The organism is Actinobaculum massiliense (genome assembly GCF_001457435.1).
In the GTDB taxonomy this organism is placed as follows: Bacteria; Actinomycetota; Actinomycetes; order Actinomycetales; family Actinomycetaceae; genus Actinobaculum; species Actinobaculum massiliense.
In genome coordinates, this window is the sequence record NZ_LN881717.1 from 1,442,066 (window position 1) to 1,458,073 (window position 16,008).

Sequence of the window (16,008 nt, forward strand, 5' to 3'; positions counted from 1 at the left end):
GGAGGTGCACGTATATCCACGGTGAAGTGAAGCGGTGCCGCGATACCCATTGCGTATACGCCGGCCCGGGGCACGGGAAAACGCTTATATGCCGGCCTGGGGCACGGGAAAGCCATATCGCCGGCGCATGCTCGCCGCCTCGGGCCGCGCGACGCCCCGCGCCGGCGTGAGTCACGTACGCGGAATGCTCTTGGATACCACTCGGGACGGATGCCGGCATAAATAACTGTAGGTAAACTGCGGCTTATGACTTACACGCCACTTGCACCAGAAGTTCAATTTACTGCAATTTCCGTCAAATACGCGCGGGTGCGCATTTTTTCCCGCATCCTGTGGTGGGGACTGCTGGCGATAGGCCTGGCCCTATGCGCCGGCCTGTGGTGGAAAGTGGCGTGGACGTGGATCTTCCCCGCACTCGCACTGGCGGCTGGGGTGTGGCACTGCGCCCTGGCCGGGCGCCAAGCTCGGGCGATTGGCTACTTTGAAACACCCGAGGAACTCCTGATCTGCCGCGGGATTATGTTCCGCAAGCTGGCGGTGATTCCCTACGGACGTATGCAAACCGTGACGGTAGCCAGCGGTCCTGTGGAAGAGCGACTCGGCTTAGCATCGGTGACGCTGGAGACGGCTTCCGCCGGGAGCATGGGTGAAATCCCCGGTCTGCCGCGTGAAGAGGCAGAGCGCTTGCGCGCGAAGCTCACTAGCATGGCGCAAGCTGGCCTGGAGGGAATCTAATGGCAGAAAGCCGATTCGACGCTGCTCCCGGCGAAGCGAAGCGTCCTTCAGACGAAGCACTGCCACTGGAAAATGAACTGATGTCGTCGGCGGGAAATGCCGGAAGTGCAGGGGCTCCGGAAATGTTGCCAGATAATCTGCTGGCTGGGGGCGCGGAATCAGCATCCTCGCTGAGCTCTTCGCCTGCTGATGAAGCTTATGTGGGCTCGCCGGACGCTGGCGGGGAGGATGCGGTGCCGGAAAGCGCCTGGCAGCGCGTGTCCAAGTGGACGCCTTTGCAGAATGTGCTGGGCCTGCTCGCGCTTCTGATCAGTTTCGGGGCCTACTATTTGAGTCGCGAACTCGAAGACACAGACAGCCTGAGTAGCACGTTCGACTTCGCCCGCGAAACTGCCAGCCGTGTTGGTATTTACATCGTCGGCGGACTCGCGATTGCCATCGTTCTCACCCTAATCTGGGGCTGGGCGAACTGGCGCGCCCGCAGTTTCGCGCTTACTGATCGAGGCATTCACATCCGTTCTGGCATCCTATTCAAGCGGCATAACCAGCTCCGTTGGGATCGCGTGCAGGCGGTCGACATCAAACGCTCGATAATCGCCCGCCTCGTGGGCCAGGGGACCGTTGAAGTATCGCCGGGTGGAATGCAACTTTCGGCGGTTAGCATCGGTCTTCTCCCGGTGGAAACGTGCGAAAAGTTGCGCGCATATATTCTCGACGTCGCCGCGCGCGTGCGCGCGGGGGAAAAGCCGGCGATCGAGAATTGGCAGGAACGGGAGACCACCGCGGAGGATCAGCAGGAAATCTACCGGCTCGGCACTGGCCGGTTGGCGGGGTCCAGCGTGCTCAGCGGCAGATTCTTTATCGGATTACTTGGCCTGGTCTTCATGTTAGCCCTCACTTTTTGGGACGAGACGCCTCGCTTCTGGGCGCTGGCGCTACTCTGGCTCGGCGCGCTCTACGGCGCTTTCAGCGCGCTCGATAAAAGTTGGGGAGCGAGGGTGCGGGTAGCACCGGATGGATTGGAGTCGAGTCGCGGCCTCACCTCGACCACGACCCAAACGATTCTGCCCGACCGAGTGCATGCGGTGCGTATTTTCCAGCCGGCCCTGTGGAAGCCATTCGGTTGGTGGAAGCTGGAGGTCACGACGGCGGATGCATCTCTAGATTCGCTGGCAGACGCAAAGGTGGCGGTGGTTCCGGCCGGGAGCCTGGATGAGGTCCTTCTTTGCCTGTGGGTGATCATGCCGGATCTGGGAGTGGCGGATCGAGACGCCTTCTTGCGCGAGGCGCTGACTGGCGAGTTTGCCATGGCCGGATTCGTGGCGGCTCCGCGCGGGGCGCGCTGGGTGGATCCAATTGGTTGGAAACGCGCCGGTGTGGCAATTACTCCAATTGTGGCCGTGCTCAGGCATGGCAGGTGGTGGCGTAAGCAGGTGACCCTCGTATTCCATCACCACTATCAGTCGTTGGTATCCGCGCAAGGTCCAATCCAGCGCCAGCTTGGTTTGGCCACAATTAAATTTGCGATGGTATCGAACGGCTCGTTTGCCGTCGAGCAGCAGAATCTGGCCCTGGAAGATGTGCGAGATCTCGTCGCCGCGGAGAACGCGGCCGGCAAAGAGGCACGCGCCCGTCAGTAGCCGCGGATGGAGTGGCGCCTATGTCTAGAAGGCTAAACGGCCATCATCAGCGAGTCGGCGGCCCTGGTGATAGGCGAGACTTGGGCAATATTCCGCGCTGTATTCTTCAATTCGCGGCGCGCCGCGGCTAACCTGAAGCCATGTTGCATATCTACGGGCCCGGCGGAGTTGGCGGACTCTTGGCCGGAGTGCTCGCCAAAAACGGACAGGATGTGGCGATCGTTGCCACACCCCGCACCGCGGACGTTATTAATACTGACGGCCTCGTCATCCGCTCCCAAAAGTACGGAAACTTTACCGTCAAGGTACGCGCGGTTACTAAGCCCGCGCGAGGGGCGCAGGTCCTGCTCACCACGAAGAGCTACACACTGCCCGAGATTGCACGCATTGTTAAATCCGCAAATCCGTCCGAAGTGGGAGCCCTTTTCAACGGTTTCACCCACGCGAAAGCGGTGCACGATCTGACCGATAACGACACCTGGAGCGGATCGATTCGCACCATTTCGTCCCGCGTAGCGCCGGGTGTCATCGAGCAAACTTCAAAGTTTGTTCGCCTGGAGCTCCCCGACAGCGCAATGGACGGGGAGATTTCCCGCACCCTTCTTGAGGGTGGCCTCGACGTTAGCTTCGGCGGCACTGAAGAGCAGGTGCTTTGGCGCAAGCTACGCTCGCAGAGCCTGATGGCACTCCTGACGGCAGCCACCAATCTGCCGATCGGCTCGGCGATGGAACGCAATCAGAAGGTCACCTGCCATGCGGTGGACGAGATGGCGCGCATTGCCACTTTCATGGGCTTGCCGACCTCGCACAATGACATTATGCAGGGCTTGCTAATGTCGGACCCAGAGGCGACGTCCTCAATGGCACGCGATGTTGCGGACGGCAAGCATTGTGAGCTGAAGGAGCTCGGCTCGGATGTGGTGGCGGCGGCCAGCCGCGCCGGAATTCCGGTGCCCGCGCTCGCCACGCTGGTCTCAGCCGTGGAAGACCGAATCAACCGCACGTCCAAGTGAGTGGTTTTTCGGCCGACGCCGCTGATTGTCCCGAGCCCGCGCGCCGCAAGGGCCGCATGAAAATTGGAATTATTTCCGCCGGTAAAGTCGGGGCAGTTCTCGGTGCGGCGCTTCGGCTTGCCGGGCACACAATCGTCGGCGCCTACGCCTCTTCCGAGGCTTCCAAGGACCGCCTCGACGCTATGCTTCCGGGCGTCGCGGCGCTTTCGGTCGAGGAAAATATCGCGCGCTCGCAAATGGTGTTGCTCGCCGTGCCCGACGACGCCCTTGGTCCGCTGGTGGCCGGAGCGGCGAAGCTCGGCCTGTGGCGCCCGGGGCAACTCGTGGTGCACGTGGCCGGCAGGTACGGGATTAGCATCCTCGATCCGGCCGCGCAGCTCGGAGCTTTGCCGCTTGCTATTCATCCCGCGATGACCTTCAGCGGAACCTCGCTTGATTTGAAGAACCTTATGGGGTGTCCCTTTGCGGTAACCGGCGAGCCCATGCTCGTGCCGATTGGGCAGGCTTTGGTCTCCGAGATGGGAGGCGAGCCGGAGCTGGTCGAAGAGGAGGACCGCGTTCTCTATCACGCCGCACTCGCCCACGGCGCGAATCATCTGGTCACCCTGGTAACGCAGGCACAGCGGATTTTGCGAGCGGCGGGGATTGCGCAACCCGCCTCCTACCTGCGCCCGCTGCTTTCCGCGGCTCTCGACGGCGCCCTAAATAACGGCGAGGCCGGCTTGACCGGTCCGGTGGTGCGCGGGGACGCGGGCACCGTGCGCGAGCATTTGCAGTCCCTCGACGCTCTCGCCGCGCTCGGCTCCGGTCAAAGCGCAAGCGCTGATATGCCCTGCGGTGGCGCCCTCGACGCCGAAGGAGTCCCCGGCGCGTCCAGCGCCGATGCGCCCAGCGCGACAGACTTTTCCGATATTCCGCCCACTTACCGGAGCCTCGCCCGGGCCACCGCTACGCGGGCGCGGGCGCGCCGTGCTCTGCGCCCCGAGCAAGCTGAAGCAGTCTTGCGGGCGCTTGAGGGCTCACCCGAAAGTTAGCTTGAGCGGTCGGGCAGCGCTCGCCCTCAAGCTAAATCCAGCGCGCGCGAGTGTTTCGCCGGCTACGTTTTGGGCGCGAACGGCGCCCGGGCGCTACTATTGCCGGCGTGGCACAACTGATTCGCACCAAAAAAGAATTGCGTGAACAACGAGCCGATATGCACGGTAGCGTGGGGCTGGTTATGACTATGGGTGCCCTGCACCAGGGGCACCTCCAGCTTGTCCGCGCCGCGCGGGAGTCGAGCGAGAACGTGATTGTCTCGATTTACGTCAATCCGCTCCAGTTCGCCCCCAATGAGGACTTCGACGCATACCCGCGCGATCTCGAGGCAGATATGGCGCTTCTGGAGACGGTGCTCGCGGAAGGCGACGTCGTCTTTGCTCCCAGCGACGAAGAAATGTATCCGCGCGAGCCGCTGGTACGCATCAACCCGGGCCTCATCGCGACGCTATTCGAAGGAACCACCCGGCCCACGCATTTTGCGGGAGTGCTCCAGGTGGTCAATAAAGTCTTCAATTTGGCGCGCCCCGACGTCGCTTTCTTCGGTCAGAAAGACGCCCAGCAGCTCTCCCTCATTCGCACCATGGTGACGGACCTTGATATGCCCCTGGAAATCCGGGCGGTTCCGATTGTGCGCGAAGAGTCCGGGCTGGCCCGTTCCTCGCGCAATTCCTATCTTTCAGAGAACGAGCGCATCCAGGCGCAGGCGCTTTCGCAGGCGCTCAGCGTGGGGCGCGACGCCGCCGCGCGGGGCGCGGGCCCGGAGCAGACGCTTCGGGTCGCGCGAGAATACTTGGACGCTGCCGACGGCGTGAGGGTCGATTACCTTGAGCTGGTAGATCCTGAGACCTTCCAGTCCCTCGCTGGCGCAGACGGGGTCGCGGCGCCCGCCGCCGGCTTGCTCATTGTCGCCGCGTACGTGGGCCCGACCCGCCTCATCGATAATATGGAGGTCGTCTTTCGTGAACGATAAGCCAGAGCTTGTTCGCGGCCCGGTTCGCCTGCGGCGCATGATGACCGGAAAGATCCATCGCGCCACCGTCACCGGTGCGGATCTGAACTACGTCGGTTCGATAACAATCGATGCCGATCTGCTCGATGCCGCCGATATTCTCGAGGGCGAGGCAGTCGACGTCGTCGACGTTGATAACGGAAACCGCATCACTACCTACGCGATACCCGGCGAGCGGGGGAGCGGGATTATCAACATGAACGGTGCCGCTGCGCATCAGGTGCGCGCGGGCGACCTGGTGATCATAATGTGCTACTCGCAGCTCGACGATCGCACCGCGCGCGTCTACCGGCCGCGGGTGGTGTTTGTGGACGCTCAGAATCAGGCGATAGAACTGGGCGAAGAGCCGGGAGAGGTGCCCGAGAATTCACTCGGTTTGAAGTCCTCCGGAATTCCATTCGCGCAGGTGCGCGCAGAATCGCGCTGAAACCTGCCAGCGCAACAAGGTAACCTAAGAGCTGTGACTAGGAACGAGCCCGAAGACATGAATGAAGTGAATGGCGCCGCGGCGCAGACCGAAACGGCGAACCTCGGAGTACTTGGCGAGGACGCGCCCGAGCAGATTCAGAACCGCCTCGCGAAGCGGCAACGCCTTCTGGATGAGGGGACGGATCCGTACCCCGTTGAGCTTGCCATCACCACCACCATCCCGGAAATTCGCGAGCAGTACGGCGATCTGGAAGCCGGCGAAGAGCTGACCGAGACGAAGGTCGGTCTGGCTGGGCGCGTGATGCTACAGCGCAGCGGCGGGAAAATCGCTTTCGCCACCATCCAGGACGGGCCGGGCAACCGCATCCAGGTGCTTCTCTCGCTGGCAAACGTGGGCGAAGAGCGCCTTGCGGATTTCAAGCAGGACGTTGATCTGGGCGATTTCATCTTCGTTGAGGGTTACGTTGGTACCTCCAAGCGCGGCGAGCTGTCCGTTTTCGCGCGCGAGTGGAAGATGGCGTCCAAGGCGATCCGGCCGCTTCCCAAGGTGTACAAGAACGACGCCGGTGAAGACGTCTCGCTTTCTGAAGAGTCGCGAGTGCGGCTACGGCATCTAGACCTCATTACCCGGCCCGCGGCGCGCAATATGGTCACTTTGCGCGCGGGCGTTATGAAGTCGCTGCGCAATAACTTTGATCGGCGCGGCTACACGGAAATCGAGACGCCGATCCTTCAGCCCTTGCACGGAGGCGCTGCCGCGCGGCCGTTCGTTACCCACATTAACGCCTATGACCAGGATCTTTACTTGCGCATTGCCACTGAGCTTTACCTCAAGCGCGCCGTGGTTGGCGGAGTGGACCGCGTATTTGAGATTGGCCGCAATTTCCGTAATGAGGGCGCGGACTCCACACATTCTCCCGAATTTACGGCGCTTGAGTGCTACCAGGCCTACGCCACCTATGACGTGATGGCCGAGCTGACGCGCGACCTTATTCAGCAGGCCGCGCTCGATACCCTCGGAACTCTGCAGGTGACCCTGGCCGACGGCACCGAGTACGACCTTTCTGGCGAGTGGCGCAAGATTGATTTGTACGGGACGGTTTCCGAGTGCGTGGGCGAAGAAATCACGGTGGAGACGCCGCGGGAAAAGCTCGAGGCTATCGCTGAAAAGCATGATATTGGCGTGGCGCCCTACTGGGTGCCGGGCAAGATTGTGGAGGAGCTGTTCGAGGAGCTCTACGGCGATCAGCTTTACGAGCCGACGTTCGTTTACGACTTCCCGGAGGATACCTCCCCGCTCACCCGCCCGCACCGCTCCCGTCCGGGCCTCACGGAGAAGTGGGATTTGTATGTGCGCGGAATGGAGCTGGGCACGGCCTACTCCGAGCTGGCCGATCCGGTTATCCAGCGCCAGCGCCTTACCCAGCAGTCCTTGGACGCCGCGAACGGCGATCCGGAAGCGATGCAGCTCGATGAGGACTTCATTGAGTCCCTCGAGCAGGGTTTCCCGCCCACCGGCGGAATGGGAATGGGCATCGATCGCTTGCTGACGGTGCTCACTGGCTTGGGCATTCGGGAAACCATTACCTTCCCATTCATTCGCCCCGCGCAGGACTAAACAGCGCGGGGCGAGCCCGCCCGAATTTCCGAGAATAAGTTAAAAAATACGCTCCAGTCCGCGGGTCTTAAAGCCCAAAAGCCGCGGGTAGATAATGCTTTTAACGTGACGCAGGGCACCGAATGCCTGGCCGTGTCTTGAGTTGCGTGGAGGGGGTGTGCGGCGTGGAAACCGTCCGGGCCGCGGACGCCTGTAAAGGAACTGTAACAATTTTCTAAGAATTGTTTTTACCCTCTCGTCAGTTGAAAAGTGGGTCTGTTTTCCGCTTATTTATTCGTGCTAATCTTCCTCTGTAACGCAAAAGCGTTGCTTGAAAGATCGGTTTTTAAGGGTGGGCGCTACCTTGGTGCGCGGTCGATGTTGACAGGTTGGACAAGGACGAATTTATGCTCGGTACCTCCGCGAGAAGTTAACGCAAACTCTTGAGCTGGTAAACGCGGGTGGGCGGCGTTTCGCCATTCGACTACGAACGGCGGCACTCTGCCAATATCGCGCGTTCTATAGAAGGAGAAATAATGGCTGACGACATGGTGAAAACCGCCGATGAAAAAGCGGTTCCGCAATTCTCGCCAGAGGAAGAAAAATACATTATTCGCAATAGGGACGGCGTGCCGGTGGGTACTCGCCCTCACACCAAGTGGACGCCGTGGCGCATTGCGATTTGGGTTGTTGTTACCGCGCTAGGAGTTCTTGGCTGGTATATGCTCGCGCTTTCGCGGGGCGAGCAGGTGAATACCATGTGGTTCGTGGTGACTTCGGTATGTACCTACGCGATTGGCTACCGCTTCTACGCACTGTACATCCAAAAGAAAATCATGCGTCCGTTCGACCTCAATGCAACGCCGGCCGAGCGCGTGAACAATGGCAAGGATTTTGACCCGACTAACCGCGTGGTTCTTTACGGCCACCACTTTGCGGCCATCGCTGGTGCTGGCCCGCTGGTGGGCCCGGTGCTCGCGGCCCAGATGGGTTACCTGCCCGGAACTTTGTGGATTATCTTCGGTGTGCTTCTGGCCGGTGCCGTCCAGGACATGCTGGTTCTCGCCTTCTCCATGCGTCGCGGTGGCCGCTCCCTGGGCCAGATGGCGCTTGATGAGATCGGCAAGGTCGGCGGCGCGGTGGCCGCCATCATGATCCTCATCATGCTCATGATCGTGCTCGCCGTTCTCGCCATGATCTGCGTGAACGCGCTGGCGGATTCGCCCTGGGGCGTTTTCGCGGTGGGTATGACGATTCCGATCGCTATCTGCATGGGCCTGTACCTGCGCTTCGTTGGTCCGGGTCACATTACCGCGGTGTCGATTATCGGCTTCGCGGTGCTGATTTCCTGCATTATCGGTGGCCGCTGGGTTGCTGAGTCGAGCTGGGGTCAGGAGTTCTTGCACCTTTCGCCGACGACGCTGGTGTGGTGCATGGTTGTCTACGGCTTCTTCGCCGCGGTTTTGCCGGTGTGGCTCCTGCTCACGCCGCGCGATTACCTCTCCACCTTCATGAAGGTTGGCACCATCGTGGTGCTGGCCATCGGAATTATGGTTGTTCGCCCGCTGGTGCAGATGCCCGCCGTCACCGAGTTCGCCTCTAACACAGACGGCCCGGTATTCGCCGGCGAGCTCTTCCCGTTCCTGTTCATCACCATTGCCTGCGGCGCCCTTTCGGGTATGCACGCCACGGTTTCTTCCGGTACCACGCCGAAGATGATCCAGAAGGAATCCATGGTCCGCATGATTGGCTACGGCGGCATGCTAATGGAATCCTTCGTGGCGATTATGGCCCTCGCGGCCGCCGCCTCGCTGAACATGGGCGTTTACTTCGGTATGAACACCTCGGTTGCCACCATCGATAAGCTGGCCGGCGAAGAAGTTGTTTCGCAGTACACGGAGAACACTCCTGAGCATCGTGCCGAGATTACCGGCGCCGCCGTCGAGAACCTCAAGGTAACCGATATGCAGGGCAACGCCCCGAAGGCGATTTGGGAATCGTGGGATGAGAACGGAAACGAGAAGGTGTACGAGGGCGGCGAAGCCTTCCTGCAGCTTGCTCATGACGTAGGCGAAACCTCGGTTACCTCGCGAACCGGCGGTGCGCCAACGCTCGCCGTCGCCATCTCGCATATTCTCCACCAGCTCGGTGGCGGACAGGCGATGATGGGCTTCTGGTACCACTTCGCGATTATGTTCGAAGCGCTCTTCATTCTTTCCGCGGTTGACGCGGTGACCCGTGTGGCCCGCTTCCAGCTGGGCGACGCGATTGGCAACGTGATCCCGAAGTTCCGCGATCCGAGCTGGCGCGTGGGGGCGTGGATCACCACCGCCGTCGTCGTGGCCGCCTGGGGTTCGCTACTGCTGATGGGCGTCACCGACCCGCGTGGTGGAATTCAGACCCTCTACCCGCTATTCGGTGTGGCAAACCAGTTGATAGCCGCAATAGCGCTGTTGCTATGCACGGTTATTACGGTGAACAAGGGTTACCTGAAGTACGCGTGGATTCCGTTCATTCCGTTCCTGTGGGATACGATCGTGACCTTCGCGGCGTCGTGGCAGAAGATCTTCTCCACCGACAAGGCGGTTGGCTACTTCACCCAGCACGCGGCTGCTAAGGACGCGCTCGAGGCGGCCCGCGCTGCCGGCGACACCGAGGCGATTGGCATTCAGTCCGCGATTGTTCGCAACACCATGATCCAGGGCACCCTCTCGGCGGTGTTCCTGGTGACGGTTGCCTTCATTATCGTGTGTGGTTTCATTCGTATCTTCAAGACGATCCGGTCGGGTAAGACCCACTCGTCTGAGGATCCGTTCGTTGAGTCGAACTACTACGCTCCCAAGCACCTCTTCCCGACCAAGCTCGAGAAGAAGGTTCAGGCTGAGTACGACGTGGTGGGTGACGCTGACGCGGTGTCGCGTAAGTTGCGCGCCGCCGACGACGGACACGGCTACGAGAAGAAGCGTGAGCTCATCGAAGTGCCGCTTTCCTCGATCACCGAGGAAGATACCAACCTCAGCTAACGCGCGATAGCGTTTAGCGCTAGATAGCGTTCGCGCTAGATGGCGTTGGCGTAGCGGGGAGGCTCGGGTGATACTTGCCCCGAGCCTCCCCAAATGCAATTCTGGAGTGAGTGCGGCGCGCGGGCGGCGCGCCCGGAAAGGCGCGAAAAACTAGCGCTCGCAGTGGGAAATACCCGCCGAGAGCGGGAGAACGACGGTGACGGATGGCGGTAACAGTGGGCGAGTGGTCGCGCAAGATTCTCAAGAGCTGCGTAGCGGCGTTGCGACGAGCGCAAAAAATGTGGCGCGATTTTATGGGCGATTCCGCCTACGAGCGCTACTTGGATCACCACCGGCGCAATCACCCCAACTGCCAGCCCATGACCGAGAAGGAATTCTGGCGCTCACGCGACGATTTCAAAGAGGATAACGTCTCGACTGGCTGTTGCTAGAGAGGGAACTATTTGTCTACGCTTGTGTATGTCGGGGTAAATATAAAGACAATTTACGGACATCTGTCGAAGGAGCCAGTATGTCAGTCGACAAAATCAAGCACGTCAAGTTATCCCATGTAGTTCTTCCGCTGGGCACCGGAATCTCCGATGCGAAAGTGTTCACCGGCCGGCAGAAGCCGATGACGGAAGTGAACTTCCTTTTCTGCGAAATCGAAACCGAAGCCGGATACTCCGGCGTCGGTTTTTCCTACTCGAAGAGAGCCGGCGGCCCCGCGCAGTTCGCGCACGCCTCCGAAATCGCCGACAACCTGATCGGCGAGGATCCCAACGATATCGATAAGCTTCGCGTCAAGCTCCTCTGGGCTGGCGCGTCGGTGGGGCGCTCGGGCGTGGCGGTCCAAGCCATCGCGGCAATCGACGTCTGCCTCTGGGATCTCAAGGCTAAGCGCGCCGACCTTCCGCTCTCCAAGCTCATTGGCGCCCACCGCGATTCCATTCGGACCTACAACACCTCTGGTGGCTTCCTCTCCTCGCCTCTTGAAGAAGTGCTCGACAACGCCACGAAATCCATTGAGTCGGGGATCGGTGGCATCAAGATCAAAGTTGGTCACCCCGATCACCGCGTGGATTTGGAACGCACCGCGGCTATGCGAGAGCACGTGGGAGACGACTTCCCGCTTATGGTCGACGCGAACCAGCAGTGGGATCGCCCGACCGGTATGCGGATGTGCAAGCTCCTTGAGCGTTTCAACCTGGTGTGGATTGAGGAGCCGCTCGATGCCTATGACTACGAAGGGCACGCCGAGCTAGCTCGCGTGATCGATACTCCCATCGCCACCGGAGAGATGCTCGCCTCGGTGGCGGAGCACGAGAAGCTCATTGAGCATCATTCCTGCGATTACATCCAGCCCGACGCCCCGCGAATTGGTGGAATTAGCGAGTTCCTGAAGCTCACGAAATTTGCGGAACAGGCTGGCCTAATGCTTGCGCCGCACTTCGCCATGGAGATTCACTCCCACCTGGCCGCGACCTATTCACTCGAGCCGTGGGTGGAACATTTCACCTGGCTGGATCCGCTTTTCAACGAGCATATGGAAATCAAGGATGGGCGCATGATCGTCTCCGAGCGTCCCGGCCTCGGCGTAACCCTCTCGGGGCAGTTGCGTGACTGGACGGTCAACACCTTCGAGGTCGGCGCCAAATAAAGCGTGAGGGGCGTTTGAGCGTGAGCCTAAGCAAAAAATCGGAGCGGCTGAGACTTAGCCGCTCCGATTTTTTGTGTGAGCCCGGCGCTTTTTAGTATTGCGCCGCGTTCCTGTAGGCGAGCCCCGCGTTAGCTACGCGCTACATATTTGCGCCGATTTTCAGGATCCGGCAGGTTCTCTCAGCGGCGTCCGCGAGGTTCTTCTTGCCGTCCCTGAGGCATTCCTCCAGGGTTGAAACTCTTTGCACAATCGGCTCAATCGCGTCAAAGCCGTGCTCGAGCAGCACATCGGCACCTTTCCCGAGCTTCCCGGCGAAAGCAATGACGGGGATTCCAAACTCTTTCGCTACGTTGGCGACTCCGGCCGGAGTCTTACCCATCAGGGTCTGCTCGTCGATCCCGCCTTCTCCCGTAAATACGAAGTCGCAGCCCTCGGCGTGTTTGCGCAGTTCCACGGTGTCGACGACGACGTCGATACCGCGCTCGAGTTTTCCGCCCAGGAAGGCGACGAGCGCAAACCCGAGGCCTCCCGCTGCCCCGGCGCCTTCCATTTCTATGTAGTCCTCTTTGCCGGAGACGGTGGCAAGGCGCTCAAGCACGCTGTCGAGGAACTCAACGTCCTCTTCGCTTGCCCCCTTTTGCGGCCCGAAAATCGCCGAGGCGCCCTTGGGGCCAATAAGCGGGTTGTCGACGTCGCAGGCAATCCGAATATTCACATCGAATACCCGGCGATCGAGCTTTGAAACATCGACGCTCTCGAGGTTCTCCATTTCCTCGGGGGAACCGTTGAGTTCGTTGCCGGCGGCGTCGAGGAATGTGACTCCGAGTGCTCGAAGCATACCTGCTCCGCCGTCATTCGTGCCGGAACCGCCCAGGCCGATCAGAATTTCAGAAACGCCGCGATCCAGGGCGGCCCGCAAAAGCATCCCCACCCCGGCAGACGACATTTGGCGGATGCGGCGATCCTTTTCCTCCACCATTCCGATGCCAACCGCGGAGGCGATTTCGAAAACGGCCAAATCCTTAGTTGCGGCGATTTCTCCGCGCGCATCTGCGCCGAACGCATCGACCACCGGCACTTTCACCAGCTCAGCGTTGAGGGCTTCTGCCAGGGATACGGTGAAACCCTCACCGCCGTCCGCCATCGGAACCTCAACGCACTGAGCTTCCGGGAATACGCGACGAACGCCTTCGGCGAGCGCGCTCGCGGCTTCGCCTGCTGTCATAGACTCTTTGAAGCTATCGGGAGCACACAAAATCTTCACGGTGATTCCTTCGTTTGTTTCGTGAGTGGGGCGTCAGGGTGCGAAATGGCGGTGAGAGCCCTTAGCCTCTCACCGCCACACGCTACCTAATACCTATGGGGAGCATCAAAGATGCTTAGCGCACGAGGGCAGGCTTCTTATTGTCGAACTTCCAACCGGGGATGAGGTACTGCATCCCGATCGAATCGTCGCGGCCGCCGCCGCCCTCGATCTTCTCCTTGTACAGCTCGTTAGCCGCGAGGATCTGATCCATATCCGGCTCGATACCCAGACCCGGCTTGTTCGGGATGGTGAGCTTGCCGCCTTCGATCTTGAGCGGTTCCTTGGTGAGACGTTCCACGCCTTCCTGCCAAATCCAGTGGGTATCGAGAGCGTTGTATTCCCCGGGAGCGGAAGCGCCGCAATGGGCAATCTGCGCGAGGGAAATATCGAAGTGGTTGTTGGAGTGGCAACCCCACGTCATGCCGAACTCGTGGCACAGCTTGGCTACCTCAACCGAACCGCTCATGGTCCAGAAGTGAGGATCGGCCAGCGGAATGTCTACCGACTGCAACATGATGGAATGCATCATCTGGCGCCAATCCGTGTTGACCATGTTGGTCGCGGTGGGAAGTCCCGTTGCTCGGCGGAACTCCATGAGAATCTCGCGACCCGAGAATCCGCCTTCCGCACCGCACGGATCTTCGGCGTAGGTGAGGATTCCAACCTTGTCCTTGCACAGCTCAATCGCTTCTTTGAGTGACCAGGCGCCGTTGGGATCGAGGGTAATGCGCGCGTTGGGGAAGCGCTCCTTCAGCGCTACGATCGCCTTCATTTCCTCTTCGCCAGAGAGCACGCCACCCTTGAGCTTGAAATCTTCGAAGCCATAAAGATCGTGAGTGGCCTCCGCCATGCGGACGATGGCTTCCGGGGTGAGCGCCTCTTCGTGGCGCAGACGGTACCAATCAACGTCCGAGTCCTTCTCGCGGTAGTACTCGAGATCGGTTTTGTCCGGATCGCCTACGTAGAAGAGGTAGGAGAGCGCACGGACTTGATCGCGCTGCTGGCCGTCGCCCAAGAGGGCGGTGACGGGGACTCCGAGGAACTGGCCGAATAAATCGAGAGTTGCCGCTTCCAGAGCGGTAACGGCATGTACCGTGGTGCGCAGGTCGAAGGTCTGTAGCCCGCGACCGCCCGAGTCGCGATCCGCGAACCGAGCGTGCACCTCGTTGAGGAAGTTCTTATGTTCAGCCAGAGACCGGCCGAGGACGATGTCCTTCGCGTCTTCAATTGTCTTGGTGATCTTTTCGCCACCGGGAACCTCGCCTACACCGACGTTACCGGAGGAATCCTCCATGACGACGACGTTGCGGGTGAAATACGGGCCGTGAGCCCCGGATAGGTTGAGCTCCATGCAATCGCGGCCGGCAACAGGGTAAACATCAATTTTCTTGATTGTGGGAACTGACGTCATTGTCTTCTCTTTCGTTATAAGCGTTTGCTGTGGGACTGAATGCGGCTGTGCCGGTCCCAAATGAATCTTGATAGTGAAAACAGAAACTATGTTGTGTGGTGGCGGAGACGTGGATGCGTCTCCGCCACCACACAATTCCAGATTTGGTTACCTCGCCAATGAAGTCGGGGTCGATTATTCATTGGCGAGGGGATTTTACTTTTCCTCGGGCAGTCCGGGGTGAAGCTCGATATTGGCGAGCTTCTCGTAGACGCGCACCAGCGAGGAGTGATCCTCGGTAGCGTGGCCATCACCGTTGAGCACGGACATCATGTCGCGCACCAAGGAGGTGAGCGGAAGCGGGGAATCCACGCCGTGACCCGTCTCAAGGACGTTGTTGAGATCCTTGATGTGGAGGTTGATGCGGAAGCCCGGCTTGAAGTTGCGGGCCAGCATCATCGGAACCTTGGCGTCCATAACGGTGGAACCGGCCAGGCCGCCGCGGATCGCGTTGTACACGGACTCGGGATCGACACCGGCCTTCTGCGCGAGCGTGAAGGCCTCACCGCATACGGCGATATTGACGGCGACGATAGCCTGGTTAGCAAGCTTGGCAATGTTGCCAGCGCCGATCGGTCCAACGTAGGTTACCGATCCAGCCATGGCGTTGAGGACGTCCTTTACCGATTCGAATACCTTCTCATCGCCGCCGACCATCACGGACAGCGATCCGTCAATGGCCTTCGGTTCGCCGCCGGAGACCGGCGCATCGAGCATCGGAACATTGTGTTCGGCGAGGGCCTCGGCAACTTCGCGGGCAGCGAGCGGGGCGATGGAGGACATGTCAACGTAGATCAACCCTTCATGGGCGCCAGCGACGATGCCGTCTTCCTGGAGAGCCACTTCCTTCACCTGCGGCGAATTCGGAAGCATCGTTATAACGAGGTCAGCGTTCTCAGCCGCTTCCTTGCCGTTCGCTACCTTGACTGCACCCGCATCCACGAGCGCCTGGATGTTTTCCGCGTTGTTGTCGTTAACGAAGAGTTCGTGACCGGCCTTGACGAGGTTGAGCGCCATGGGCTTTCCCATGATTCCTAGGCCTACGAATCCAATTTTCATTTTTCTCTCTTTCTATTGTTACCGCGTTCAAATGCGGAAGATAGGTTTCGAATTATCGGACGATAGTGAT

The 16,008-nt window shown here is 60.2% G+C and carries 13 protein-coding genes; 10 read left to right on the forward strand and 3 right to left on the reverse strand.

Annotated elements, in window-relative coordinates; genetic code table 11:
- Window positions 1-246: 246 nt before the first annotated feature.
- The 10 genes from BN2664_RS08135 (at window position 247) to BN2664_RS08180 (ending at window position 12,123) form a co-directional block, all read left to right on the forward strand.
- A complete protein-coding gene (locus tag BN2664_RS08135; RefSeq protein WP_007000686.1) occupies window positions 247-735 on the forward strand; it encodes a PH domain-containing protein in 489 nt (162 codons plus the stop codon).
- Window positions 735-2,375 carry a PH domain-containing protein gene (locus BN2664_RS08140; protein WP_007000685.1) on the forward strand — a complete coding sequence of 547 codons (1,641 nt, stop codon included), beginning with the start codon at window positions 735-737 and terminating at the stop codon, window positions 2,373-2,375. The genes BN2664_RS08135 and BN2664_RS08140 overlap by 1 nt, the downstream gene beginning before the upstream one ends.
- A 140-nt stretch (window positions 2,376-2,515) precedes the next feature.
- Entirely contained in the window at window positions 2,516-3,388 is an 873-nt protein-coding gene (locus BN2664_RS08145) for a ketopantoate reductase family protein (protein ID WP_007000684.1), read from the forward strand.
- Window positions 3,389-3,444: 56 nt separating this feature from the next.
- The gene (locus tag BN2664_RS08150; protein WP_040317144.1) at window positions 3,445-4,422 is read left to right on the forward strand and encodes a Rossmann-like and DUF2520 domain-containing protein; all 978 of its coding nucleotides are present in this window, start codon (window positions 3,445-3,447) and stop codon (window positions 4,420-4,422) included.
- Between the two features lie 107 nt (window positions 4,423-4,529).
- Window positions 4,530-5,396 (forward strand): pantoate--beta-alanine ligase, encoded by an 867-nt coding sequence (panC, locus tag BN2664_RS08155; RefSeq protein WP_308663059.1) that lies wholly within the window; start codon window positions 4,530-4,532, stop codon window positions 5,394-5,396.
- 37 nt (window positions 5,397-5,433) lie between these two features.
- Window positions 5,434-5,862, forward strand: a complete 429-nt coding sequence (gene panD, locus BN2664_RS08160) for an aspartate 1-decarboxylase (protein WP_040317142.1) — start codon at window positions 5,434-5,436, stop codon at window positions 5,860-5,862.
- Between the two features lie 57 nt (window positions 5,863-5,919).
- Window positions 5,920-7,482 (forward strand): lysine--tRNA ligase, encoded by a 1,563-nt coding sequence (gene lysS / locus BN2664_RS08165; RefSeq protein ID WP_007000680.1) that lies wholly within the window; start codon window positions 5,920-5,922, stop codon window positions 7,480-7,482.
- A 515-nt stretch (window positions 7,483-7,997) separates the two neighbouring features.
- On the forward strand, window positions 7,998-10,484 hold the full coding sequence (locus tag BN2664_RS08170; RefSeq protein ID WP_007000679.1) for a carbon starvation CstA family protein: 2,487 nt from the start codon (window positions 7,998-8,000) through the stop codon (window positions 10,482-10,484).
- Window positions 10,485-10,687: 203 nt separating this feature from the next.
- Window positions 10,688-10,915, forward strand: coding sequence for a YbdD/YjiX family protein (locus BN2664_RS08175; protein WP_040316948.1), 228 nt, complete (start codon window positions 10,688-10,690; stop codon window positions 10,913-10,915).
- Between the two features lie 80 nt (window positions 10,916-10,995).
- On the forward strand, window positions 10,996-12,123 hold the full coding sequence (locus tag BN2664_RS08180) for an L-talarate/galactarate dehydratase (RefSeq protein WP_007000677.1): 1,128 nt from the start codon (window positions 10,996-10,998) through the stop codon (window positions 12,121-12,123).
- Window positions 12,124-12,262: 139 nt separating this feature from the next.
- On the opposite strand, the gene BN2664_RS08185 is transcribed toward BN2664_RS08180, so the two are convergent.
- The 3 genes from BN2664_RS08185 to garR all read right to left on the reverse strand — a co-directional run bounded on the left by BN2664_RS08185 (window position 12,263) and on the right by garR (window position 15,938).
- Window positions 12,263-13,387, reverse strand: coding sequence for a glycerate kinase (locus BN2664_RS08185; protein WP_007000676.1), 1,125 nt, complete (start codon window positions 13,385-13,387; stop codon window positions 12,263-12,265).
- 115 nt (window positions 13,388-13,502) lie between these two features.
- Window positions 13,503-14,840, reverse strand: a complete 1,338-nt coding sequence (locus tag BN2664_RS08190; protein ID WP_007000675.1) for an enolase C-terminal domain-like protein — start codon at window positions 14,838-14,840, stop codon at window positions 13,503-13,505.
- Between the two features lie 195 nt (window positions 14,841-15,035).
- Window positions 15,036-15,938 carry a 2-hydroxy-3-oxopropionate reductase gene (garR, locus tag BN2664_RS08195; protein ID WP_007000674.1) on the reverse strand — a complete coding sequence of 301 codons (903 nt, stop codon included), beginning with the start codon at window positions 15,936-15,938 and terminating at the stop codon, window positions 15,036-15,038.
- Window positions 15,939-16,008 lie beyond the last annotated feature (70 nt).